The sequence below is a fragment of the Tenacibaculum sp. SG-28 genome (assembly GCF_002954385.1).
GTDB lineage: Bacteria > Bacteroidota > Bacteroidia > Flavobacteriales > Flavobacteriaceae > Polaribacter.
Window position 1 is genome coordinate 286,190 of record NZ_MQVY01000002.1, and the last position, 24,439, is coordinate 310,628.

A 24,439-nucleotide genomic window follows, 5' to 3' on the forward strand; every position below is an offset into this window, starting at 1 on the left:
GCGCTTTTCGATTATTGAATAGTTATAATAATTTTTTGAATGACAGTAAAAGCTATTCAAAAGCAAGTATCAAATTTATTTAAAAACAATCAACTTTTGAGTTGATAAAACTTAATTTACATGTTTAAGACAATTAAAAATGATTTACCAGCAAGTATAGTGGTATTTTTTGTTGCACTACCCTTATGTCTTGGTATTGCATTAGCCAGTGGCGCACCTTTATTTTCAGGATTAATAGCCGGAATCGTCGGTGGTATCGTAGTAGGAGCATTGAGTGGCTCTAATATAGGAGTTAGTGGCCCTGCAGCAGGATTGGCAGCTATTGTTCTTTCTGCGATAAGTACCTTAGGTGGATATGAAAACTTCTTGGTAGCAGTAGTTATTGGAGGAGTTATTCAAATCATACTGGGCGTTGTAAAAGCCGGTGTTATTGGTTATTACTTTCCATCTTCTGTCATAAAAGGAATGTTAACAGGTATTGGTATTATCATTATCATTAAACAAGTTCCGGTGTTTTTGGATATGATAAAGCAGCTGGTAGTATTTCTATGGAGACCATTAGTCTTGGATCAACCATTGTTGGGGTAGTAGGTTTAGCGATTCTAATTTTATGGGACAGAGTTTTATCCAAAAAAGGTAAAATATTTCAATTGGTACAAGGACCACTAGTTGCAGTAGTGGTTGGAATAGTTTTTTATATGATTACTAAAGACAACGAGGCCTTAGCAATAAATGCAAGTCAATTGGTAAATGTACCCGTACCGGATAGCTTAGATTCTTTTTTAGGACAATTTAGTTTTCCTAACTTCGCAGCAATTGGTAATAAGGATATATGGATTGTTGCTTTTACCATTGCTCTAGTTGCTAGTTTAGAAACACTATTATGTGTAGAGGCAACCGATAAAATAGATCCGAACAAAAATGTAACACCGACCAATAGAGAACTACTAGCTCAGGGAACAGGAAATATACTTTCTGGTATGATCGGAGGACTACCAATTACACAAGTAATTGTTCGAAGTTCTGCTAATATTCAGTCTGGAGGCCGCAGTAAATTATCTGCAATTATCCATGGGTTTTTACTTTTAATTTCGATAATAATAATTCCAAACTTACTAAATAACATTCCGCTTTCAGCCTTAGCTGCAGTACTTTTTATCGTAGGTTATAAATTAGCAAAACCCGCCTTATTTTTTCAAATGTATAAATTGGGGTGGAAACAATTCGTTCCGTTTATTGTTACAATTCTCGGAATCGTGTTCGCAGATTTACTAATAGGAATTGGATTGGGATTATTTGTTGGCATCATCGTTATTTTATACAAAAGCTACCAAAATTCACACTTCTTACACATTGAAGATAAAAGTGATGGCGTTCATAAAATTAAAATGACCCTTGCAGAAGAAGTAACTTTCTTCAACAAAGGAGCTATACTGAAGGAACTTGATAGTCTTCCAAAGAACACTTACCTAGAATTAGACGTTAGAAAAACAAGATATCTAGACAATGATATTATTGAAATATTAGAAGATTTTGCCTTTAAGGCAAAAGAGAGAAATATTAATATAAAATTAAATTCGGAAAGGGGAGTTGTAGAAAACCCCGAAAGCTTTATCGATTTTTTTAAATTGAGACCAAAGACAGCTTAACATGAATTGTTTATGGTCATAGTATACAAAAACTGTATTGCTAGCTACGACTGACAGTACAGTTTTTGTTGATTTATAATGCTTTAAGTTTTATATTGGTAGACACAGTGTTACTCCTAAAGTATAACCTTTATTTATATTGGGTGAACATAAAAGTTAATTCGAAGCGAGAATTGGTCCAATGTTTTAAAATTCAGACACTATTTTACATGTATGCATAAAGCTATACCTAGTAATAAAAACGATAAAAGACCGCAGCTCGTCCAACACTATAAAAGATACCCATAACTTATTTAAAACGTAATCGAAACGAAAAAACAGAGACTTTACAGAGGTACTCAAAAAAATAGTAGCCTTTTCTGTTTTTCCCTGTAATAATAAAAATGAAACATCTATTCACAAATCTTAAAGGAGATTTATTTGGAGGTATTACTGCTGGAATTGTTGCTTTACCATTGGCCTTAGCTTTTGGTGTATCCTCAGGATTAGGGCCTAGTGCTGGTTTATACGGCGCGATATTTATTGCTTTTTTCGCTGCATTATTTGGCGGTACTGCCACGCAAATATCGGGTCCTACAGCACCGATGACTGCAGTAAGTATGGTTTTAATTGGCGGTCTGATCGCTAGTAATGATGGCGACGTAGCCAAAGCATTGCCCGCCATTTTAACGGTTTTTTTATTAGCTGGAATCTTTCAAATAGCCTTAGGTTTATTTGGTCTTGGAAAATACATAAAATACATACCCTATCCGGTCGTATCTGGATTTATGACTGCCATTGGGATTATTATACTTATCACACAAATACTTCCAGCTGTTGGATATTATGCAAAGGAGGATGCAGAACTCGTAGCACAATTTAAACCAAAAGCAAAAGAAATAATCCTAACGAAAATTCTAGAAAAGGAGTCCTCAGAAAACGCACTAGTTTTAGAGGATTTTGAGGCAGCTATTGAAAAAGGAAAAGTTATAACCAACGAAGAGATTCTCAAGGAAAGTAAAACCTTAGCAAACAAAAAAGCATCAGGAGTAGCAGGAACCCTGAACGTATTACCACGAGCATTACAAAATATAAATTGGTTGGAACTACTCTTAGCTATAGGTACGATAGTTATTATTTATGGATTCAAAAAAATCACCACAGCCATACCAAGCACCCTAGTTGCTTTAGTTGTAATGACTTCAATAGCCTTGCTTTTCAATTTACAATATATCCCTATTGAAGAAATACCTGGAGGGTTTCCAATGCCAAACATGAAAATTTTCTCCAGTTTTAGACTAAGCAATATCACACCATATATATTTACAGCTTTGACCTTAGCATTATTAGGAGCCATAGATTCTCTATTGACTTCGGTGGTAGCAGATAACATGACCAAAACAAAACACAAGCCAAACAAAGAACTCATAGGACAAGGTATTGGAAATAGTATTACTGCTATTTTTGGAGGGATTCCTGGAGCAGGAGCAACCATACGAACCGTAGTAAATATAAATGCGGGAGGAAAGACAAAATTATCGGGTATGATTGCAGGAATTGTATTGTTAATTATTCTGCTCGGACTAGGCCCCATAGCCTCTAAAATACCTGCGGCGGTTTTAGCAGGAATCTTGATAACCGTTGGTATTGGAGTTATGGATTACAAAGGATTAAAAGCCATTCCAAAACTACCGAAAGACCTTAAAATTGGCCCGATTCGCTTTAGTTCTGAGGTGGTTATAATGTTCATAGTTATGGTTCTTTCCACATTCTGGAATCTCGTTTATGCAGTTGGAATTGGTCTGGTTATTGCCTCTATATTTTCATGAAAAATTGGCGATATGACGGGCGAACAATCTGGAGTTAAACCACTCAAAGAAACTGCGTGGGAAGATGAAGCATCATTTCCAGAAGCATTGCTCTCAAAAGTCTTCATTAAACACATTAATGGACCATTGTTTTTTGGGTCTACCAGTGATTTTCAGCAATTGATAAAACAAATCCCTGCCACAACAACTACGATTATAATTAGACTAGACAAAATGCAATATATAGATCAATCTGGCTTATACGCCCTAGAAGATGTTCTATTAAACTTAAAAAAAGAAAATAAAACCATACTGTTTGTCAATCTGCAAAGACAACCGAGGAATATGATGGAACGAATCGGAATCCTCCCAAATCTTGTTGGGGAAGAATTCGTGTTTTCTAATTTCCAAAATTGTTTGCAATGGATACAACAGAATAATGCGTATAATTAATAACCTAAAACAATAACGATGAGAAATACAGCGATCTCAAAAGAAGTTCAAAATGCCCTTACTCCGGAGAGTGTATTGGTAGATTTATTAGAAGGAAATGCAAGATACACCAACAACAATGTATCTTCATCTGAAATTACCGAATTGGTAAAACAAACAACAGGAGGGCAATTCCCTAAGGCAGTTATTTTGTCTTGTATTGATTCTCGAGTACCCGTGGAAATGGTTTTCGATCAAACTATTGGAGATGTTTTCGTAGCGCGTGTAGCAGGAAATTTTGAAAACACAGATATTTTAGGTAGCATGGAATATTCGTGTGCCGTAGCAGGAAGCAAATTAGTTTTTGTGTTAGGACATGAAAGTTGCGGTGCTGTTAAAGCTGCCTGTGATGGTGTTCAATTGGGAAATATAACGGCGATGCTAGACAATATTATTCCTGCGGCAAAATTATCAGCAGAACAAGTAGCAGGAGTAACCGATTCTAGCAATAGTGAATTTGTTGCAAAAACAGTTGAAAACAATGTGAAATTGACCATGGACAGAATTCGTCAAAAAAGTGCTATTTTGAAAGACATGGAAAATAAAGGAGAAATCAAGATTGTAGGCGGTGTATATTCTCTAACAACCGGGAAAGTAACCATGCTTTAAAGACACTTACTTGGTAAAGAAAGCAGTATTCTACTCTAGAATACTGCTTTTTATTTATTCAGAAATCTTTACCAACTTAAGATTGGTATTTTGGAACATTACCATACTGTATTCAAAAAATTTAACTGCTACAATAAATCTAACCCTACAACGCAACCATACATTACGAGTAAAGACAAAAAATATTTGCACTGAACTAATCCGACAAACAAATTGCTTTTGAGTATTAAAATTTTCTTCTTTTAACATCGGAACTTCTTTCTTTGTTCTTTAGCCATGTAACACTTTCTATTAATTTCTCTACATAATGAAATTGCAATAATTATTTCAAAAAAGGCAAGAAACTCCTGAATTCTTTGGAGTAATAAAAATAATAGAAATATATTCTAATTACTAAAAGTAGTTGCTACACTCATATAAAATGGAGAGGGCTATTTATCTATACTAAAAGACTCCATCTTGAGCTACTACAATATGCTATACTTCATTAGACTGCATCATTTAGGCCTACTAAAAATTCAAAGCGTAAAGGCTAAGTAATATAGAAATACACTATTCTATGATGCCATGCATCCCTATTTTAAAACTTAATTAAAAAAATAAAACTAGTAACAAAGTTAATTTTAAGAAATCACACTTTTAGTACTCACGTAAAACTCTTCATAAGTTTCTAGAAGACTCATTAAGCCAGAAACTAAATCTTGGGTCTCAATTAAAATACTAAAGTATAAGGTAGTATTCTTAGGACTTGTTTCATCTGTTCGTATACGCTCTACTTGTTTTTCAATAGATTTCGATACCTCTTTTAGAAGTTCCTTTTTATCTTCGATAACTGTTACTAGGCTATCAAAGTCTTTGGTTTCAAAAATTACACCAACATCTTCGAGTATTTTTGATAATTTATTATCAATACTTTTTAAATCTTTTAACTGACCCTTTTTAAGATTTTTATGATTGTTGTTCACGTGTTTATACGTTGCTCTTGAGATATAACTAATAGATTGGGCAACGTCTTGCAAATAACCCAAAATTAATATGTAAAACCTACTTGCCTGAACAGAGGTATCGTCTAAAGATTTTATAAAGTAAAAAACGCCATCTTTCAAACTATCAATCTCTTCATTCAATTTGGTTACGTATTTATCGGTCTTTCTTAATTTAACTAAATCATGATTAGCCAAATCATTTACTACACTAGAATACAATTTATTGATTCGCTTCGCGACACTGGCAATGTGGTCTGAACTTTCATTAATTACACCATTTATAGAGATTAACTCCGCTCTTTCCATAAACACCTGGTTCTTTTCTTCTTTTGCCTTTTTACGATGTCTAATCGTATTTCTACCAATCAATAAACCAACTACAAGAAGTAATATTGGAATCATTACTTTATCAAAACTGATGAGATATGCAACGATTGCAGCCACAATAAATGCCGTAATTGCCGTTAAGAACCAACCTCCTACTACATTGATTACCCCTGCTACTCTATACACCGCACTTTCTCTACCCCAAGCTCTGTCCGCAAGTGAGGTACCCATTGCTACCATAAAAGTAACATAGGTTGTTGAAAGAGGGAGCTTCATAGACGTCGCAATAGAAATTAAAATTCCGGCTACCACCAGATTGACCGAAGCCCTTACCAAATCAAAGGCTGGCATTTCATAGGTTTTATCTTTTGGTAAAGAAATTACTGGTTTTTGAAATTTTGAATCTATGTATTGCAATGTTTCTTTGGGTAATATATATGCGAATCCGGCGTTAATTCCCATGGCCGCTCTTACTACGACTCTGGAAACTGGGTTTGGTTGAAATTTTTCATGCCCTTCTCCTTGCCTTGACAAATCAATACCTGTTTTAATTACATTCCTCGCTTTACTAGAAGTCCACAAGGTAGCAACCATAATTCCTCCTGCTAATAAAAGAAGCCAAACATTCGAAGGAACTTTGTTCGCTAAAATACCCATAGAAAATTCTGTTGCTGCAACCCCTGATACTTCCCAAGCTTGATAAGAATTCCATGCCGCAATTGGTACACCGATAAAATTAACGAGATCATTTCCTGAAAATGCCATTGCTAAAGAAAAAGTTCCTACACCTATGATAAGCTTCAAAATATTAACCTTAAAGACACCAATAAGGAATTGCGACAAGCCACTCCACAACACAAAACTTCCAAGTATAATCCAGGTGGTATTCCCTTCTACTAAATGTTTGATATCTGCATAAAAAGGGGTTCCCTTCATCCCTTTAATTATAATAAAATAGGTAATTGCTGTGATGGCAAACCCTCCAAATAAAGCATGTATATAGGTAGGTCGAGTTTCAAAATTAAAGGAATAAATTAATCGCGAAACAAATTGAACCAAGGCACCAATTGAAAACGCAACCACTACCGAAAGTAAAATTCCATTAATAATTTCTACTGCCTTCTTGTGGTTGATGTAATTCCAAATATCCGAAATGGTTTGTGCCTCGTTTTGAGAAATTTTTATTAAGGAGATACAAACTGCAGCACCGAGTAATTCAAACACAATGGATACCGTCGTAGAGGTTGGCATTCCGAGAGAATTAAAAACATCTAACAATAGAATATCGGTAATCATAACCGCCATAAAAATGAACATAATGTCTTGAAAAACAAACATCCCTGGGTTAAATATTCCTTTTCGTGCCACTTCCATCATACCACTTGAAGTAACCGCACCAAAGAAAACACCAACACTAGCAATTAGCATTATATTTCGAATTTTTATGGCTTTAGAACCGATAGCTGAATTTAAAAAATTCACAGCATCATTACTCACACCAACCACCAAGTCAACGATAGCAAGAATTGCTAGCGCTATCAACATTAAAATGTACGGATCTCCCATTTCTTCTCTCTAATTAAGTTTTGCAAAAGTAACAACATAACCAAAAGGTAATGTTACGTGTATGTTATATTTAACGTAGCGAATATCCTAAATTATCTTGAATTTACAGGTATAAGATAGGTATTTTTTACATGTATTCGTGTAACTTGCTTGGCCCCTCTAAAGCAGTTCTTTTTATTTCCATTAACCCATCTGCATTGGCCTCAAAAAACCATTTCACGAGTGTAATACAATCTTTTTCTATCTCTATGCCTGTAATACATCTCGGATGCACACAACTCCCATCGTTAAAATAAGGTGCCTCGGTTTTTGTAGGAAATCTAGGACGATGCGTATGCCCCGCAATTAGCATTTGGTTATTATTTTGTCTAACCCATGATTGTAATCTTTTCTCTACCTTTATTAGCTCTCTATGGTTTTGGGCAGGGCTTGTAGGATCCTTTATTCCAATTATTTGTAAAGGTCGCCAAAGATAACGGACTAAAAATTTACTTAACTTCCAAAAAATATAGTTAAAAGGATCTGCCTGATGCCCGTGTAAAAGAAAAATAGATTTACCGTCTTCTCTCGTTAAAGTAATTGCTTCCGAAAAGTCGAGATTGGGCATGAGCTCTTTTTTCTGATCCTCGGCACTATCAAAATAAAAATCAAAATTCTTTTCTATGGCCTTCTTTTTTCGGTATTTCATATCATGGTTACCCCATATGAAATGTAATCTACCCTTGTCATGGAATTGTTTCAACAGAAGATATATATCCTTATTTGCATTAAAAATATCTGCAAAGTTATTTTCCCATAACTCGTCACCATCTCCAAGCTCTACATAGGTAAATTCTTTCTCCAAATAACTAGATAATGCAAAATGATAAATGGCACGGTTTCGAGAAAAATCGTCCGCAAAGCTATTATCTCCTCGATGACAATCGGAAAACAAGATAAATTTAGAATCTTCTTTAAGTTCTATTTTTTTTGCCTGTAAAAAAGCGCGAGTTATTCGCTTTGCTGAAGTCATTTCCTAAAATTTAATACCTTTCAAATATCTAGAAAATTATACGAATAACAATCTAAATATTAGTAAATAAAAAAGCCGAGTTGGTAGTAACTCGGCTTCTTTTCTATGAAAAATAAATTTACTTTGCTATTACGCGAATATTATCAATCTCAAATGTTGCTGCACCTACTCCAGAAGAAACATACTTAAATGCGATAAATAAGTTACCTCCTGCTGCTGCTGACACGTCTTGTTCACCAGAATCAGTCCAAGAAGACCAACTACCTGTATTCGTATCTAAAGTTGGGTTTAGCTTAGTCCAGGTATTGGTTGCATCATTAGGATTTCCACCATTGTAATTGGTAGAATAATACACTTCAATATCTAGTCCTGAATATCGCTTTACGCTATCAAAAGTAAATACAACATCTCCCAATACATTAGATAAATCAATAGCCTTAGTAATTAACCAATCTTCATTGTCTTGTGGTCCTCTATTAAACCCGGAGATCTTTGCACTAGGTGCCGGATTTCCAAAACTAACAATTTCCCAAGCTTCGTCTCCTTCCACATCCTGAATAGTCCATTGGTCAAAGTTATTGGCGGAGAAATTTTCTTCGAATAATGGATCACATCTATTTCCCGTAAAATCTAAATCTCGTGTATCTCTAATGAAAAGCTGTAAGTCGTTTCTATAGGTGCCAACTACAGCAGTTAAGGTCCCTTTCGCCTCTGGCATAGACTCCGCTTTAAAATCAGAGAAGCCACTATTACGCATAATTATAGTAGTATTGTCTGCACAACTCTTTAGAATTCTATTTACAGAAAACGTATTATCTATATTTGCATAAGTCTGCCCTTTTTCCTGCGTTTGAATATCCTGCAACTGAATAAGCATGCATATGTGATTTTCATTGATGTCATTAATACTTGCTAGCTCTCGAGGAACTAAAGTAGCGACTTCCGAAGAACGTAAAATATGCTCTTTGAAGGCAGTTACTGAAATTCGCTCTACATCCGATCCATTAATTTGCCCAATTTCTAAAACTCCATTGTTCTCGTGCATCGCTAAACCTAAAAGCTTCACATACACTTTTCTCCCTACTTCATAAAAAGTGTATAAATCTGTAGCGTCAACGGCTATTTGAATAGCAGCAGTTGGATCTTCTGGTTTGTCTTGAATATTTAAAACTTTGTACATATTACCTGCTTCATCACTAGAAACAACGTACCCCTCAAAAACCATCTCTCCACCATTATTTACTTCACTAAAATCAACAACACCAAACCCCGGATAAGCATCTTTGATCGACTGAAGGGTATTGGTAACAGTAACATCTGGCTCTTCAACGTTTACATCCGGAAGGCTATAATCGTTGTTATCTACGCACGCATTAGCAATTACCATTATAAATGCTAAAAATGCAATTCTAAAAATATTTTTTGTTTTCATTTTTATTAATACTTAGTATTATACTTTTACTTAAAATCTTATATATACATTCATGAAATATGTGGTACCTCTGCCATACCAATATTTATTTCCAAAAACAGGTGTATCCAAATCAGCATCTGCTTTATCCGTTCTGTAATTTGCATTTCTACCTTGTTCAAAACCTCCTGACTTGTACTTATGGTTTAAAATATTATTGATACTCGCGAAAAATCCAACATAATAATCCCCAATTTTCCACGATTTCCCCCCTACGGCATTTACAACGACATAATTATCAAATTGTTCTTGTGCAAGTAATTCTCTTGCAATTTCTGGATCGTAGTCTGCAAATTGTTGTCCGTCTGAATCTAGCGCATAATTTTCTGTTCTCTTTAAAGGAGCAATATCTACATAGGTCTCGTCTAAATAATTGGCAGTTGCACCAATCCACCAATAATCCGGATCGCGATATTCAAAACCAAAAGAATAGGATTTCTGTGGTCCTGAAGCTACTTTATAGTCTTTTAAATAACTTGTCGTTGGCATCAATGCAAAACCTGCATCAGAAGTTAAGTAAATATTAGGATTGTTATTATAGGTATACTGTCCAATATTTGCCGCACCGCGTAACTTTATCGTTGGTGTTACTTGTGCCTCTAAACCAATCTCTACACCAAAATGTTGCTTATCAACACCCGTTAATACTTCCTGAACAAAAGCACTACTATCTCCTCCTACACCATCCGCAAAGAAAAAGGAAATTTCAGTCGCATCTGAAATTCCTGTGTAGTATCCGGTAAGTTTTGCCTGAATAATCGGTGATCGTAAAATATAACTAGCATCAAATGCCATTACTTTCTCGCTTGTAATGTCTAAAACAACATCGTTGTTTTCACGTGGATTTGAGAATGAATTTCTTAGAGTAGGTGCTTTGGTTAAGTACCCTCCATTGAAATCTAATAAATGACGTCCTGAAATTTTATAGGTAAAACCGGCTTTTGCGCCAAAATTCGTAAAGTCTAACTTCTCTGATTTACCAAAAGAGGTATCAGCGAAAGAGCCGTTTTGGTATAAGCCCTCTCTTTGGTGTGTTGTTCTTGAAACATCTCCTGCAAGATAAAAATCAAATTTGTTGTATTTAAATTGTACCTGTAAAAAAGCGTTATAAATATCTGAATTAAAATCATAATTGTAAGCAAATCGATCGCCCTCAGTAACAATTCTATTGGGGTTTCTTAAGTCACTTTGCTTTTGCTCTTGTGTTGCTCCAAAAGTGTCTACATCCAGAAAACCAGAACCTCCTAATAAATCCAATACATTCGCAAAATTTTCCGACTTTACTTGCATGTATTGTACTTTACCATTTAAAGTTATATTATCATTTAGTTCAGAAGATACAATAACGTTTGCGGTAAGCTGCTTGCTATCGGTTCTATCTTCGTAAAGGATATATTTTGAATTTGTGCTTTCTGTTCCAGAGAGGTTTTGACGAATCATTTCGTCCCAATCTAACTGTCCATCATTTAAAAACTGCTGTAATAATTCGTATTCGTTTCCAGTACCATTACCCAAAGCATAACTAGGTAGTTTTTGATAATAGGTTGGATCTGGATTAGAACCACCACCAATAGGAATACCATCCACCAATCGTGCCCCATTATTGTTAATTCTACTGTTACCCATCTTTCCAAACTGGTACGAAAAATTGGAAGAAATCTCGGTGTTTTCCGAAACGTTCCAGTAGTGGTTTAACATAATTATTGGTTCGTAAATGCTACGCACACGAGAATTTCTCATTTTTCCATTCTGATAGCCCCAGTACGGATTGTACTTGATATCCTTTAAATCGTAAACTTCTTGGGTGTTTGGAGAATTTTTACCCCTTTCATTTTCGGCCGCAATTAGCGTTAAATTCAAACTATGCTTGTCATTAAAAACCTTCTCCAATGAAGCAAATATAGAATTCGCATCGTAAAAAGTTCCATCAACATAACCTTCATTACCAGATCTTCTACTTCCGGAAACTGCAACTGCCCATCCCTTCTCCATAAGTCCTGAAGTGTAGGTCCCCGTAATACGGTTAACATAACTTCTATTCGAAGCAGCATAAGATATTCTGGTTCCTTCACTATACTCCGATGCTCGTGTACTAATATTCGTAGATCCTAAAACACCGCCAAAAGTATAATTAGATGGGGTAAGCCCATTACTAAACTCTTGATTTCGTAAAACATCATTTAAACCACCCCAATTACTCCATTGCGGGCGACCATTGTAGAGCTTATTCATCTCTACACCATTAATTAAAACTTTTCCATTCTCAGAATCTACTCCACGGATACGATAAAACGAACCGCCCCACTCAAAAGCAGCAGTTCTTAAATAAACGTCTCTTGATGCTTGCAACAAGCCAGATATATTGTCTGCTGCACTGGTATCATCATTTAATTCATCATCTGTAAGCGTAATCGTGCTTAAATCCTGATCTTCGGAGAGATCTTCGTACATCATAATAATGCCTAAATCAATAATTTCTCCTGACATTTGTACCGGAAAATTTTGCATTTCATAACCTTCCAACGAAACCACTACAAATTGCCTTCCATTAGGTATATTATTTAATGTAAAAGCACCATTAAGATCTGTTAATACTGCAATTTCATTGTCTTTAATACTAACAGAAACATTTTGTAAAGGATTTTCGGAATCGCCATTAATAACGATACCTTTTACAATTTTTTGGGCTCTCATACTCAAACTAAGTACCAAAAACACAAACAATGTTTCTTTAAAATTTCTCATAACATATTGGTTCTAACTATTATTCTTACTCCCTTTCAAATTAATTTGAAAAGGGCGTAAAAACTACGAAAAAAGAAGGGTTTCAATATTAAATTATTGTTATACATAACACAAAACAAGATTTTAAGTTTAATTTTTCTATTATTTTTGCATAATTAAATTTTAATAGATGAAGAAAATTATTTCACTTTTTGTGCTAAGCATATTACTGACAAATGGTTATGCACAAGAGCAACAAGGCAACTATAAAATTAGGACTGCTGCTTTTTACAATTTAGAGAACTTGTTTGATACCGTTAACGATACGGAAAAAAACGACGAGGCCAGTCCTATTATGGAAATGGAAGGAGATAAAGAAAAAGTTTACTGGGATAAAATAGAAAAACTCAGTTCCGTTATAAGTCAAATAGGAAAAGAGAAAGCAAATACGAGCCCTGCGATTTTAGGTGTTGCTGAAATTGAAAACAAAAAAGTTTTAGAAGATCTTGCCACATCAGAGAATTTAAAGAGCAAACGCTATGAAATCATTCATTTCGACTCCCCAGATAAGCGAGGAATTGACGTGGCTTTATTGTACCAACCACGCTATTTTAAACCAATTCACTTTGAGGCTTTTAATCCTAATATTTATTCACAAAATCGCAAAGTTTACACCAGAGATATCCTACTAGTTTCTGGTTATTTAGACGATGAATTAATTCACGTAATTGTAAATCATTGGCCTTCCAGAAGAGGTGGGGAGGCAAAAAGTAGACCTTCTAGAGAAAAGGCAGCCTATAAAGTCACGCAAATTATTGAAAAGATAAAAGAAAGCGACCCTAACCCTAAGGTTTTAATTATGGGAGATTTCAATGACGACCCTAATAACTCAAGCTTTAAGACAGTATTAAAGACAAAAGCTAAAAAGAGTGATGTGGAAGATGGTGACATTTATAACCCTTATGAAAACATGTTTCGAAGAGGTATGAATACCTTAGTATACCGGGATAACATAAACTTATTTGATCAAATTCTTATAACCTCTCCCTTACTAAATAAAAATAAAAAAGAGTTTTCAAGTTATAAAATGTTTAAAGCTATGATTTTTAACAAACGTTTTATAACGCAGAAAAAAGGACGATTCAAAGGATATCCATTTCGGAGCTTCTCCTACGGGAAATACACTGGTGGATATAGCGATCACTACCCTGTTTATACCTATTTGATTAAAGAAAAATAAAATTAAGAGCTTGCTGGGCAAGCTCTTTTAATTTTTACATAAATCATTTAAGTAATTATTCATTCGAATTTGAAATAAAGTTCCTCGCATTAAATCTTCAATTTGACTGAGCTCCTCATAGGAAACGGCCATGCTAACTTTATTTGACGGAGTTTGCAGTAATACAGACCTACATTCTTTTGACGTATTGCAGCCTTTACATTGTTTTTGTACTTTGGCATCCGCTATTTTATCTATAAAAACTTCCATTTCTTCTTCGCTTAGATGAAATCCAGTATCTCTAAAGATTATCTGTGTTAAGTTGGTTTTAATATCTTTCCATCGAAAGGAAATTCCAATAGTGTTATCGTAAATTTTATGTATGCTCTCCATAATCAATTGAATTGTCGAGCAAATATAATCAATTTAGAATAATTCTAAATAGTTATCTGATATCTTTCAATTCTAATTGCATTGAAGTATTCCCATTCCATGTATTTTCACTCAGTGAGTATACAATATCAAAATCATTTGCAACAATGGCTAACTTAGTACCTAGTCCGAATCCAATGGCACCAAAGGTACGCTTCTCGGCACCGTAAAATAGATTTAATTTCAAATGACTTTTATCACTGCCAACTTGCTTTCCAAAACCATTATCTCTAACATTTTCGGTCATAAAAACAGGCTTTCTATTTTCAGGTCCGAAAGGCTCCATTTGTTTCAAAATTCTATAAAACTTTGGAGTGATATCCGATAACTCGATAATAGCATCAACACATATCTCTGGGGTTTGTAACTCCTTTGGTATAGATTTAGACACCACGGCTTCAAATTTACTCTTAAAAGAAGCATAGTTCTCTGGGGCTATAGTAAGACCAGCTGCATATTTGTGTCCTCCGAACTGCTCGATAAACTCCGAACATTCTTCCAGAGCATTGTAGACGTCAAAACCTTTTACTGACCGAGCAGATGCCGCAAGTTTATCTCCACTTTTTGTAAAAACTAAAGTAGGCCTATAGTAAGTTTCTATTAGTCTTGAAGCAACAATACCTATTACACCTTTGTGCCAAGTTTCATCGCAAACTACCGTAGTAAATCGATATTCCTCGTTATTTTTTTTATTTGTTGCAGGGCGGCAGCCGTCATTTTACGATCCAAATCTTTCCTACTAGTATTGTACTCTTCAATTTTTTTCGCCTCTAATTTAGCAGTTTCCAAATCTAACTCGGTTAATAGACTTACCGCAAAATTACCGTGCATAATTCTTCCGGCTGCATTAATCCTTGGAGCAATCATAAACACAACATCCGTAATGGTAAATTCTTGTTTTTGCACCTGATGCAACAACGCTTTTATACCATTTCGAGGATTGGTATTAATCACTTGTAATCCATAGAAAGCAAGAATTCTATTTTCCCCTGTAATTGGAACAATATCTGCTGCAATAGCCGTTGCGACAAGATCTAGATAAGGGATTAGGTCTTCTTGGGTTCTACCTTTATCTCGATGCAATCCTTGAATTAATTTAAAACCAACTCCACAACCACACAATTCAGTATACGGATAGGTACAATCCTCCTGCTTAGGATTTAATACAGCAACAGCATCTGGTACTTTTGAGCCAGGCTTGTGATGATCACAGATAATAAAATCAATATTGTACTTTTTGGCGTAAGCAACCTTATCTATTGCCTTAATTCCACAATCTAAAGCAATTATAAGCTGTATATCGTTGTCTCGCGCAAAGTCAATACTTTCATACGACACTCCATACCCCTCTTTATACCGGTCCGGAATATAGGTAGCAATATTGGTATATTCTTCCTTCAAATAAGATGCAAGTAACGAAACCGCCGTAGTCCCATCGACGTCATAGTCGCCGAAGATTAATATATTTTGATTCTTGCGAATCGCAAAATTAATTCTTTCTACAGCTAAGCGCATCCCTTTCATTAAAAATGGATCGTGTAAATCTGACAAAGAAGGTCTAAAAAAAGATTTTGCTTTTTCGTAAGAGTCGATACCTCTTTGCACCAATAGTGTAGCCAAAGTAGTATCCACTCCTAAAACACGCTTCAACGCATCGATATTTTCCGCTGCTGGTTTATCTTTAAATACCCAACGCATAGCTACTCTTCAATCTTAATTATTATGAAAATGAACCGCTATTTCAACTGCTGCAAACTGTCTAAACATCTCCATAACTCCACAATACTTTTCCACGGATAACGCGACTATTTTATGTAATTTATCTTCAGGCAAGTTTGTTCCATAAAAATGATAGTCAACAAAAACTTTATCGTAAAATTTGGGATGTTCTTCCGTGAGATTTCCTGTTACCTCTATCATAAAGTCATCTAACGAAACTCTCATTTTTGGTAGTAAAGAGACTACATCCAAACCAGAACATCCTGCTAAAGAAGAGAGCATCATCGCTTTTGGGCTTAGCCCTTCCCCATCTCCCCCGTTGGCTACAGAGGTGTCCATCAGCACTTTATGTCCACTTGGGTTATCCGACTCAAACTGCATATTTTTTTTCCAAATGGTTTTAACTTTATTATTTGTCATATTTTACTTAATTTTATAGGTTTTATTAAGCCGAAACTAACATATTGGCTTCATAATTCAATAGTTTGTATCTACAAACTTACAGTAAATAAACATTAATAAAAACTAAAAACAAACAACAATGGCATTAGTAACACCATTAGCTGCAGATCACGATCAAGAAACTAAAGAATTAGCAGCATTCTTTAATGAAACACTTGGGTTTTGCCCTAACTCTGTATTAACTATGCAATATCGTCCTGCAATCTCAAAAGCTTTTATTAACCTAAATAAAGCGGTTATGGCAAACGAAGGGAGGGTTACCTCTGCACTTAAAAGAATGATTGCATGGGTTTCGAGTAATGCAACAGGATGCAGGTATTGCCAAGCACATGCAATTCGAGCTGCAGAACGATATGGTGCCGAACAAGAACAATTGGACAATATATGGGAATACAAAACACATCCTGCTTTTAGTGACGCAGAACGAATTGCACTAGATTTTTCCCTTGCTGCAAGTCAGGTTCCAAACATGGTAGATGATACTATGAAAGAAGAATTATACAAGCACTGGAACGAGGGAGAAATTGTAGAAATGCTGGGGGTAATCTCGTTATTTGGCTACTTGAACAGGTGGAATGATTCCATGGGCACAAGCCTTGAAGAGGGCGCTGTTGAGAGTGGAGAATTATACCTTTCTAAAAACGGCTGGAACAAAGGTAAGCATGTTTAAAAAAATGTAATTGTGTATTTGTAAAAGAAGTTCTCTCTAAAAAGAGAGGGCTTCTTAATTGGAAAAAACTAAACAACAACACGCCTGATGCGTTGCGACAAAGCTGTTAATATTTCATAGGAAATCGTCTCGCACTGTTGCGCCATATACTCGACTTGTTCTTGTGTATGGAATATAATTACCTCATCTCCCTCACGACATGGAACTTTAGAAACATCTACCATAATCATATCCATACAAACATTTCCAAGTATTGCTGCGGGTTGACCATTTACAAATACAACCCCCTTTTTATTCCCTAATTTCCTTGAAATCCCATCTGCATGTCCTATTGGAATGGTTGCACTTTTAGTCGGCCTGCTAGCTACAAAAGCTCTGTTGTAGCCAATTGTTTCCCCTGGTCCAATAGTGTTAATTTGAGAAATTACAGACTTTAATGTAAGTATGCTCTTAAGCTGTGCTGTTTCTTTTGGATCGTTCCCAAAACCGTATAAACCAATACCTAAACGAACCATGTCAAACTGGGCTTTAGCGTAATTGACTATTCCGGAGGTATTGAGAATATGCAACATCGGTTGGTATCCTAAATGTTTATACATCTGCTGCACGATATAGGCAAAATTATTTATTTGACCTATTGTAAATTCGTGCTCGTTAGCATCTTCACTTGCTGCTAAATGAGAAAATAAGGACTGCACCTTAATATTATTAGATTTTTTAATAGCAGCCAAAATAGCGGGTATGTCTTCATGCGAAAATCCAAGCCTATTTAAACCGGTATTAAATTTAAGGTGGATTGGATAATGCAATAAAGGTTTCTTGTCTGCTAGCTCTAAAAAAGCATCCAAAATTCGGAAAGTGTACAAATTAGGCTCTAACTTATACCTAATAATACTTTCCAAATTATCTATCTGTGGATGCAGAACCAATATAGGTGTGCTTATACCGGCCTCTCGTAGAGCGATTCCTTCACTCGCATAAGCAACTGCAAAATACGATACGTGATCTTGCACTATTTTAGCAATCGCAACAGATGTAGTTCCGTAACCAAAAGCCTTAACTACAACAAGTATTTTGGTATTAGCCGCTAATTTTTGCTTAAAGTAGTTTAAGTTGTGTAATACTGCCTTTTGGTCAATCTCTAAGACTGTTACATGTTCATTCTTCATTATCCCTTTTTACTTTTTCTTCTGCAGAACCTTGTCTCGCTTTAAAATAAGCCGCTCTACTTAAAGGCTCATATTCTTGGGTTTCTCCCAAAAGAACTAGGTCTTCACCACTGGCCTTTCGAAAACTATAGTTAGCCAAATTACCGGTACGCGTACAAACAGCATGCACTTTTGTTACGTACTCTGCAGTAGCCATCAAAGCAGGCATCGGGCCAAAAGGATTTCCTTTAAAATCCATATCTAATCCGGCCACAATTACCCGTATCCCTCTGTTTGCCAAATCATTGCAAACTGCTACGATTTCATCGTCAAAGAATTGCGCTTCATCAATACCAACTACATCTACATCAGTGGCTAACAATCGTATATTAGAAGAGGCAGGAACTGGAGTAGATCTAATTCTAGTTTCGTTATGAGAAACTACCTCCTCGTCATCGTATCTGATATCAACAGTTGGCTTAAATATTTCCACCCTCTGTTTCGCAAATTTTGCACGTCTTAAGCGTCTGATTAATTCTTCTGTTTTACCAGAAAACATAGAACCACAAATTACCTCAATCCATCCAAATTGTTCTGTATGATTTACTGTATTTTCAAGAAACATTTCGTAATTTTAAACGCTTTTACTGATATTTGTCTTACTTTCGGTTGAAAGAGCAAATTTATTAAAATTAAATAGCATTATTTAAAAAGAGAGAACAACTTATGCACAAAAAATTAGCAGCAGACCTAACTAGTTTAGCACATAGCATACTACAGATGAAAAACAAGGAAGATGTGTTAGGCCTAAAAGAGAAAGCATATGAGGTATACGAAAAATTAACTGTTTTAGCTTATGTGGATGAATATCTTTCAACTACACCTAATACTTCGGTTACCAAAGAGGAGCTAATTGAAAAAATTATAGATGCTGAAAACAAAAAAAAATTAGCACAGAATAATGCAATAAAAGAAGAAAGTACTACTTCCTCCCAATCAATCCAAAAGGAAACGGAAATGCCTAAGGATACGAAGGAGGTCGAAAATTCTGTGCAGAAACCATTGGAGTTAGACAATGAAGACGATATGCCATCGAATATCTCGAAAGAAAAAATTAGCAAAGAGAAACAAGGCATAGAGGCAAACTCGAGCACCGAAGAGATTGAAGAACAACCTTTCGATGCCTTAGAGGAATTAATGTTCGGCGATTCAAAAAACCTCAAAAATGATGTTAGCGATGTAGGAGAACGAAAGTCACCCACATTAGACGATGAGTTAAAAGATACCCTACCTGTTGATGTAATGGCGAATCTTTTTGAAAAAGCATCACCAGTAAAATCTTTAAATGACCAATTACAAAAAACTATCCAAATAGGGCTAAATGATAGAATTGCCTTTGTAAAACATCTATTCGAGGGTAATCAAAATGATTTCAACAGGGTTATTTCTCAGTTAAATACCTTTAAAACGGAAAAGGAAGCAAAAAAGTTTATTAGTAAAATGGTAAAACCAGATTACGAATGGTCTACCAAAGAAGCATATGAAGAAAGACTGATAGAAATAATCGAAAGACGTTTTTCCTAAATGAATTCTAAAATCGAAGTCATACATACACATTTTCATAACCGAAGAACAGGGGTTACACGAAGTATTGAAAACATAATTCCGTTTTTACAAAAATATTGTAACGTGCATTTATACGGCTATAGCATAGCGGGAAAAATACTTGGTAAAAAGAATTTTAAAAAAATTATTTTTTCAAAAAACACCTCTATAGTGCATTGTCACAGAAATAATGAAATTGTAAAAATGCTGTTTTTTAGACTACTTGGAGCAAAATTTAAACTGGTTACAACCAGACATGCTGCAACAAAACCGTCTGCATTAACCTTATTTCTATTGCGAAAATCAGACGCCGTAGTCACGCTTACAAACGCCATGAGTGAGCAACTGCAAATGCCCAACAAAAAAATTCCGCACGGCGTAAATACAGACGTTTTTCAAAAAAAGACGTTACTATTTCTACTATAACGGAGGAAAACTTTATTTTGTGTGCCGGAAGAATTCGAGAGGATAAAGGGCAAGAAATATTGGTAAAAGCAAGTATTGATCTTTTAAAAAATAATAAAAATTGGGCTCTAGCCATCGTAGGTAAAGTTGATGACTTCGAATTTTTAAAGGTACTGCAAGACCTAATAGTAAGGAACAGCATTTCCACTCAAGTATATTTTATCGATGAAACTTTAGATATAGTCTCGTATTATCAAGCCTCTAAAATTGTAGTTGTTCCTTCCTTTACAGAAGGCTTTTCATTAGTATGCGCAGAAGCTATGGCCTGTGGAAAAACTGTAATAGCCACAAAAAATGTCGGAATTCATTCGCAAATTATACAAAACAGACACTCGGGGTATTTATTTGATGTGGGAAATAGTCAAGAATTAGCGTCTATTTTAAAAGACTTAATCACTACTAAACTACCTTATGTCGGTATTAATGCTGAAAGTGAAATTAATAACAATTGGAGTTCCAAGATCGAAGCAAAGGCATTGTATAATTTGTACCGAGAACTCCTTTAAAACAGCTTTAAGGAAAACGCATAATTAAGAGCTTTTTCTCCTTTCCAATAAATACCTTAGCACCACTAGGGCTATTGTAAAAGACTTTCAATTTTAAATAAATAATATTAAGTTACCACGGTATAGTGGATATTTCCTTAAAATTCTAAAAATAAGTACGGTGAAAATGAAATTGCATTAAATGCGATTGCTAAAAAATACTCTAATGTCTTTTGCGTATTAGATGAAGGATCTTTTATCCAAGAATTACAAGAATTGTAAGATAATGGTTATGACCGCTGTGAAGAGGACGAGGATGAACATTTAGCTATCCTGTATGCAACACCTATGGGCTGGATATGGAGAGTTGTAGATCAAAATTCAGAAGATGTTCTTTCTCCACAACGCTTAACCAAACAATACCACCAAGATTACGAAGTTTTCTCGTATTCCTTCATTGACTATCTAGTTACAAATATTTCAAGGAGTAGGTTGCTAGCTTTGAAACTATGATTAACAAAATAGTAATCGTTTATATTTTCGATTCCTACAGTTGTATACACTACAAAAAAAGGCGCTTAATAGCGCCTTTTTGGGTTTGGTATTTCTATTTTAATTTTTTCTTTACAGCTACTTCCGTGTAGGCTTCGATAGTATCTCCTTCTTTGATATCATTATATCCCTTAACTTGAAGACCACAATCGTATCCTTTTTTCACTTCTTTAACGTCATCTTTGAATCGTTTTAAAGAAGCTAATAAACCATCATGAACCACGATACCATCTCTAATAATTCGAATTTTAGAATCTCTAGTTATTTTTCCGGTCATTACCATACAACCTGCAATGTTTCCAATTTTAGAAATCTTGTAAACCTCTCTAATTTCTACATTACCGAGTACTTCTTCTTTCATTTCCGGAGAAAGCATTCCCTCCATTGCATCTTTAAGATCGTTTATAGCATCGTAAATGATAGAATATGTTCTTATATCTACTTCCTCTCTATCTGCAACGGTTCTAGCGTTTCCTTGTGGTCTAACATTAAAACCTACAATAATCGCATCGGAAGCGGAAGCTAACAATACATCCGACTCGGTAATTGCACCTACGCCTTTGTGTAATATATTAACTTGAATTTCCTCTGTCGAAAGCTTTTGGAAAGAGTCTGTCAATGCCTCTACAGAACCATCAACGTCTCCTTTTAATATGATATTTAACTCTTTAAAATCTCCAAGTGCAATACGACGACCTATCTCGTCTAGGGTAAGTGTTTTCTGTGTTCTTACCGATTGTTCTCGTTGTAATTGTGATCGTTTTGCAGCTATTTGCTTTGCTTCACGTTCGTCATCGAATACACTAAATTTATCTCCTGCTTGTGGAGCACCATCAAGCCCTAGAATAGAAACTGGGGTAGACGGTCCGGCAACTTTAACTTTGTTTCCTTTATCATCAAACATCGCTCTTACCTTTCCACTGTGTTTACCAGCGAGTAAATAATCTCCTATTTTAAGTGTACCTGCTTGTACAAGGATGGTAGAAACATATCCTCTACCTTTATCTAATAGGGCTTCAACTACAGCACCATTGGCATTTTTATTAGGATTTGCTTTTAACTCTAATACTTCTGCCTCTAGCAATACTTTTTCTAACAACTCGTCAACACCTTGCCCTGTTTTAGCGGAGATTTCTTGCGATTGAATGTTTCCTCCCCAATCCTCTACTAGTAAATTCATAGCAGATAATTGCGTTTTGATATTATCCGGATTCGCATTCGGTTTATCAATTTTATTTATTGCAAAAATAATAGGAACCCCAGCTGCTTGTGCATGAGAAATTGCCTCTTTAGTTTGTGGCATAACATCGTCATCTGCAGCTACTACAATAATTACCAAATCTGTCACCTGGGCACCACGAGCACGCATGGCGGTAAAGGCCTCGTGTCCGGGAGTGTCCAAAAATGCAATCTTTTGATCTCCCACACTAACAGAGTATGCACCAATATGCTGTGTGATACCTCCTGATTCTCCATCAATTACATTCGCTTTACGAATGTAATCAAGCAAGGAAGTTTTACCGTGATCTACATGTCCCATTACAGTAATGATCGGAGCACGAGTGATTAAATCTTCCGGATTGTCTTGCACTTCTTCAATAGACTCCTCTACTTCTGCACCAACAAATTCTACCGTATAGTTGAATTCTTCCGCAACAATTGCAAGCGTTTCCGCGTCCAAACGTTGGTTCATTGTTACCATCATTCCCAACATCATACAAGAAGATATAATATTGGTAACCGGTACGTCCATCATGGTAGCAACTTCACTTACAGTAACAAACTCCGTTACTTTTAGTACTTTACTTTCTGCTTGCGCTGCCTGTAAATCTTTTTCAACTTGTTGACGGTGTTGGTCTCTTTTATCTCTTCGATACTTTGCACCTTTACCTTTGCTAGATTTACCCTGTAATTTTTCAAGAGTTTCTCTAACTTGTTTCTGAATTTGTGCTTCTGTTAATTCTTCTTTTTGAACAACAGGTCTACGTCCTCGTTGTCCGCCTCGGTTTTGACCACCTCTGTTAGGGCCACCTGTTCTGTTTTGTCCTGGACCACGATTATTGCCTTGTCCGGAAGGTCTTGAAGTATTTCCTGTCCCTGCCGTATTCGGTTTTACAATTCGTTTACGCTTTTTCTTATCTCCATCTTTGCCTACTCCACCAGATTTTGCTTCAGGTTTCTTCTTTTTAGGTCTTTCAAATTGCTTTAAATCAATTTTCTGACCAGTAATCTTAGGGCCGTCTAGTTTTTTATACTGTGTTTTGAGTTTTTCTGCAGTTTCTGCGGTTACCTCAGTGGCTTTTTCAACTGGTTTTGACTTTTCAGCTTTCTTAACTCTTTCAGAATTACTTTGCGCTACCGCTTTATCAATTTCTTTTTTAGAGACAGAACTTTTATTCATGTCGTCTGCACTTTGTGAAGTTTGCGAATTTGGAACTTCTGTTTCCTTTTTGACTTCGGCTACTTTATCTTGACTTTCAGTCGAAGAAACAAGGGGCTTTTCTTTTTTATCCTGTACAGTTTCGTTGGTAACTGACTGTTCTTTTTCGTCCTTAGCCTCTTGTTTAACCTCTTTATCTGCTATCTCAGAAGTAGTCTCTTCAACAGGCTTTTCAACAACATCCTCTCCAGTATTGATGTCAATTTTACCTACTGTTTTAAGTTCTAATTTTGCTGATTTGGCTTTTAAAACCTCTTGCTTTTTAGCTTCATCTTCTATGCGTTTCCTCTCTTGCTTAGCCTCAAGCTCAAGTCGAATTGCTTCTTTTTCCTTTCGCTTCTCCTCACTTACCTCTTTCGACGCAACCTTCTTAGATTTATCTGTTTGGAAACCATCAAGAAGAATCTGATACTCTGCATCAGAAATCTTTGTTGTAGGACGTGCCTCCACTTCGTAACCCTTTTTAGCTAAGTGTTCTACAGCTCTATCTAAAGAGATGTTTAATTCTCTTAAAACCTTGTTTAGTCTTAATTTGTTGCCTTCAGCCATAAATTATTTTATTCTATTTTTTTAAAAAACACACTTTATAAAAAACTTATAGTTATGTTCTTTTTCTATA

Annotated in this window: 16 protein-coding genes and 3 pseudogenes; 9 read left to right on the top strand and 10 right to left on the bottom strand. The window is 35.5% G+C overall.

Annotated elements, in window-relative coordinates:
• Positions 1 to 120 precede the first annotated feature (120 nt).
• From BSU00_RS06270 to BSU00_RS06280, 3 genes and pseudogenes are all read left to right on the top strand, one after another.
• A pseudogene (locus tag BSU00_RS06270) lies at positions 121 to 1,649 on the top strand (SulP family inorganic anion transporter).
• 383 nt (positions 1,650 to 2,032) lie between these two features.
• A pseudogene (locus tag BSU00_RS06275) lies at positions 2,033 to 3,889 on the top strand (SulP family inorganic anion transporter).
• Between the two features lie 18 nt (positions 3,890 to 3,907).
• Positions 3,908 to 4,537 (top strand): carbonic anhydrase family protein, encoded by a 630-nt coding sequence (locus tag BSU00_RS06280; protein WP_105003615.1) that lies wholly within the window; start codon positions 3,908 to 3,910, stop codon positions 4,535 to 4,537.
• 623 nt (positions 4,538 to 5,160) lie between these two features.
• Here BSU00_RS06280 and BSU00_RS06285 read toward each other — a convergent pair.
• The 4 genes from BSU00_RS06285 to BSU00_RS06300 form a co-directional block, all read right to left on the bottom strand.
• Positions 5,161 to 7,416: an inorganic phosphate transporter gene (locus tag BSU00_RS06285; RefSeq protein ID WP_105003616.1), complete on the bottom strand. Its 2,256-nt coding sequence runs from the start codon at positions 7,414 to 7,416 to the stop codon at positions 5,161 to 5,163.
• 127 nt (positions 7,417 to 7,543) lie between these two features.
• Positions 7,544 to 8,428 (bottom strand): metallophosphoesterase, encoded by an 885-nt coding sequence (locus BSU00_RS06290; RefSeq protein ID WP_105003617.1) that lies wholly within the window; start codon positions 8,426 to 8,428, stop codon positions 7,544 to 7,546.
• Positions 8,429 to 8,546: 118 nt separating this feature from the next.
• Complete coding sequence (locus BSU00_RS06295) at positions 8,547 to 9,860, bottom strand: DUF5689 domain-containing protein (RefSeq protein WP_105003618.1); 1,314 nt, start codon at positions 9,858 to 9,860, stop codon at positions 8,547 to 8,549.
• Between the two features lie 30 nt (positions 9,861 to 9,890).
• Positions 9,891 to 12,593 (bottom strand): carboxypeptidase-like regulatory domain-containing protein, encoded by a 2,703-nt coding sequence (locus BSU00_RS06300; protein WP_105003619.1) that lies wholly within the window; start codon positions 12,591 to 12,593, stop codon positions 9,891 to 9,893.
• A gap of 220 nt (positions 12,594 to 12,813) precedes the next feature.
• On the opposite strand from BSU00_RS06300, the gene BSU00_RS06305 reads away from it, so the two are divergent.
• On the top strand, positions 12,814 to 13,863 hold the full coding sequence (locus tag BSU00_RS06305; RefSeq protein ID WP_105003620.1) for an endonuclease: 1,050 nt from the start codon (positions 12,814 to 12,816) through the stop codon (positions 13,861 to 13,863).
• Between the two features lie 27 nt (positions 13,864 to 13,890).
• Here the strand turns inward: BSU00_RS06305 and BSU00_RS06310 are convergent, their stop codons facing one another.
• The 3 genes and pseudogenes from BSU00_RS06310 to BSU00_RS06320 form a co-directional block, all read right to left on the bottom strand.
• On the bottom strand, positions 13,891 to 14,235 hold the full coding sequence (locus tag BSU00_RS06310) for a hypothetical protein (RefSeq protein ID WP_105003621.1): 345 nt from the start codon (positions 14,233 to 14,235) through the stop codon (positions 13,891 to 13,893).
• 52 nt (positions 14,236 to 14,287) lie between these two features.
• Positions 14,288 to 15,972, bottom strand: a pseudogene (recJ, locus tag BSU00_RS06315) (single-stranded-DNA-specific exonuclease RecJ).
• 15 nt (positions 15,973 to 15,987) lie between these two features.
• Positions 15,988 to 16,413, bottom strand: a complete 426-nt coding sequence (locus tag BSU00_RS06320; RefSeq protein ID WP_105003622.1) for an OsmC family protein — start codon at positions 16,411 to 16,413, stop codon at positions 15,988 to 15,990.
• A gap of 121 nt (positions 16,414 to 16,534) precedes the next feature.
• On the opposite strand from BSU00_RS06320, the gene BSU00_RS06325 reads away from it, so the two are divergent.
• Positions 16,535 to 17,125 carry a carboxymuconolactone decarboxylase family protein gene (locus BSU00_RS06325; RefSeq protein ID WP_105003623.1) on the top strand — a complete coding sequence of 197 codons (591 nt, stop codon included), beginning with the start codon at positions 16,535 to 16,537 and terminating at the stop codon, positions 17,123 to 17,125.
• Between the two features lie 68 nt (positions 17,126 to 17,193).
• On the opposite strand, the gene alr is transcribed toward BSU00_RS06325, so the two are convergent.
• Both alr and BSU00_RS06335 read right to left on the bottom strand, forming a co-directional pair.
• Complete coding sequence (gene alr / locus BSU00_RS06330) at positions 17,194 to 18,294, bottom strand: alanine racemase (protein WP_105003624.1); 1,101 nt, start codon at positions 18,292 to 18,294, stop codon at positions 17,194 to 17,196.
• Positions 18,284 to 18,898 carry a thymidine kinase gene (locus BSU00_RS06335; RefSeq protein WP_105003625.1) on the bottom strand — a complete coding sequence of 205 codons (615 nt, stop codon included), beginning with the start codon at positions 18,896 to 18,898 and terminating at the stop codon, positions 18,284 to 18,286. Before BSU00_RS06335 ends, alr begins: the two co-directional genes overlap by 11 nt.
• Positions 18,899 to 18,999: 101 nt before the next feature.
• On the opposite strand from BSU00_RS06335, the gene BSU00_RS06340 reads away from it, so the two are divergent.
• From BSU00_RS06340 to BSU00_RS13250, 4 genes are all read left to right on the top strand, one after another.
• Positions 19,000 to 19,857: a hypothetical protein gene (locus BSU00_RS06340; protein ID WP_105003626.1), complete on the top strand. Its 858-nt coding sequence runs from the start codon at positions 19,000 to 19,002 to the stop codon at positions 19,855 to 19,857.
• A complete protein-coding gene (locus BSU00_RS13240) occupies positions 19,858 to 20,304 on the top strand; it encodes a hypothetical protein (RefSeq protein ID WP_233188616.1) in 447 nt (148 codons plus the stop codon).
• Between the two features lie 17 nt (positions 20,305 to 20,321).
• Positions 20,322 to 20,849: a glycosyltransferase gene (locus tag BSU00_RS13245; protein ID WP_233188617.1), complete on the top strand. Its 528-nt coding sequence runs from the start codon at positions 20,322 to 20,324 to the stop codon at positions 20,847 to 20,849.
• Between the two features lie 327 nt (positions 20,850 to 21,176).
• Positions 21,177 to 21,341 (top strand): hypothetical protein, encoded by a 165-nt coding sequence (locus BSU00_RS13250; RefSeq protein WP_233188618.1) that lies wholly within the window; start codon positions 21,177 to 21,179, stop codon positions 21,339 to 21,341.
• Positions 21,342 to 21,435: 94 nt separating this feature from the next.
• On the opposite strand, the gene infB is transcribed toward BSU00_RS13250, so the two are convergent.
• Positions 21,436 to 24,369 (bottom strand): translation initiation factor IF-2, encoded by a 2,934-nt coding sequence (infB, locus tag BSU00_RS06350; protein ID WP_105003627.1) that lies wholly within the window; start codon positions 24,367 to 24,369, stop codon positions 21,436 to 21,438.
• Between the last annotated feature and the right edge of the window lie 70 nt (positions 24,370 to 24,439).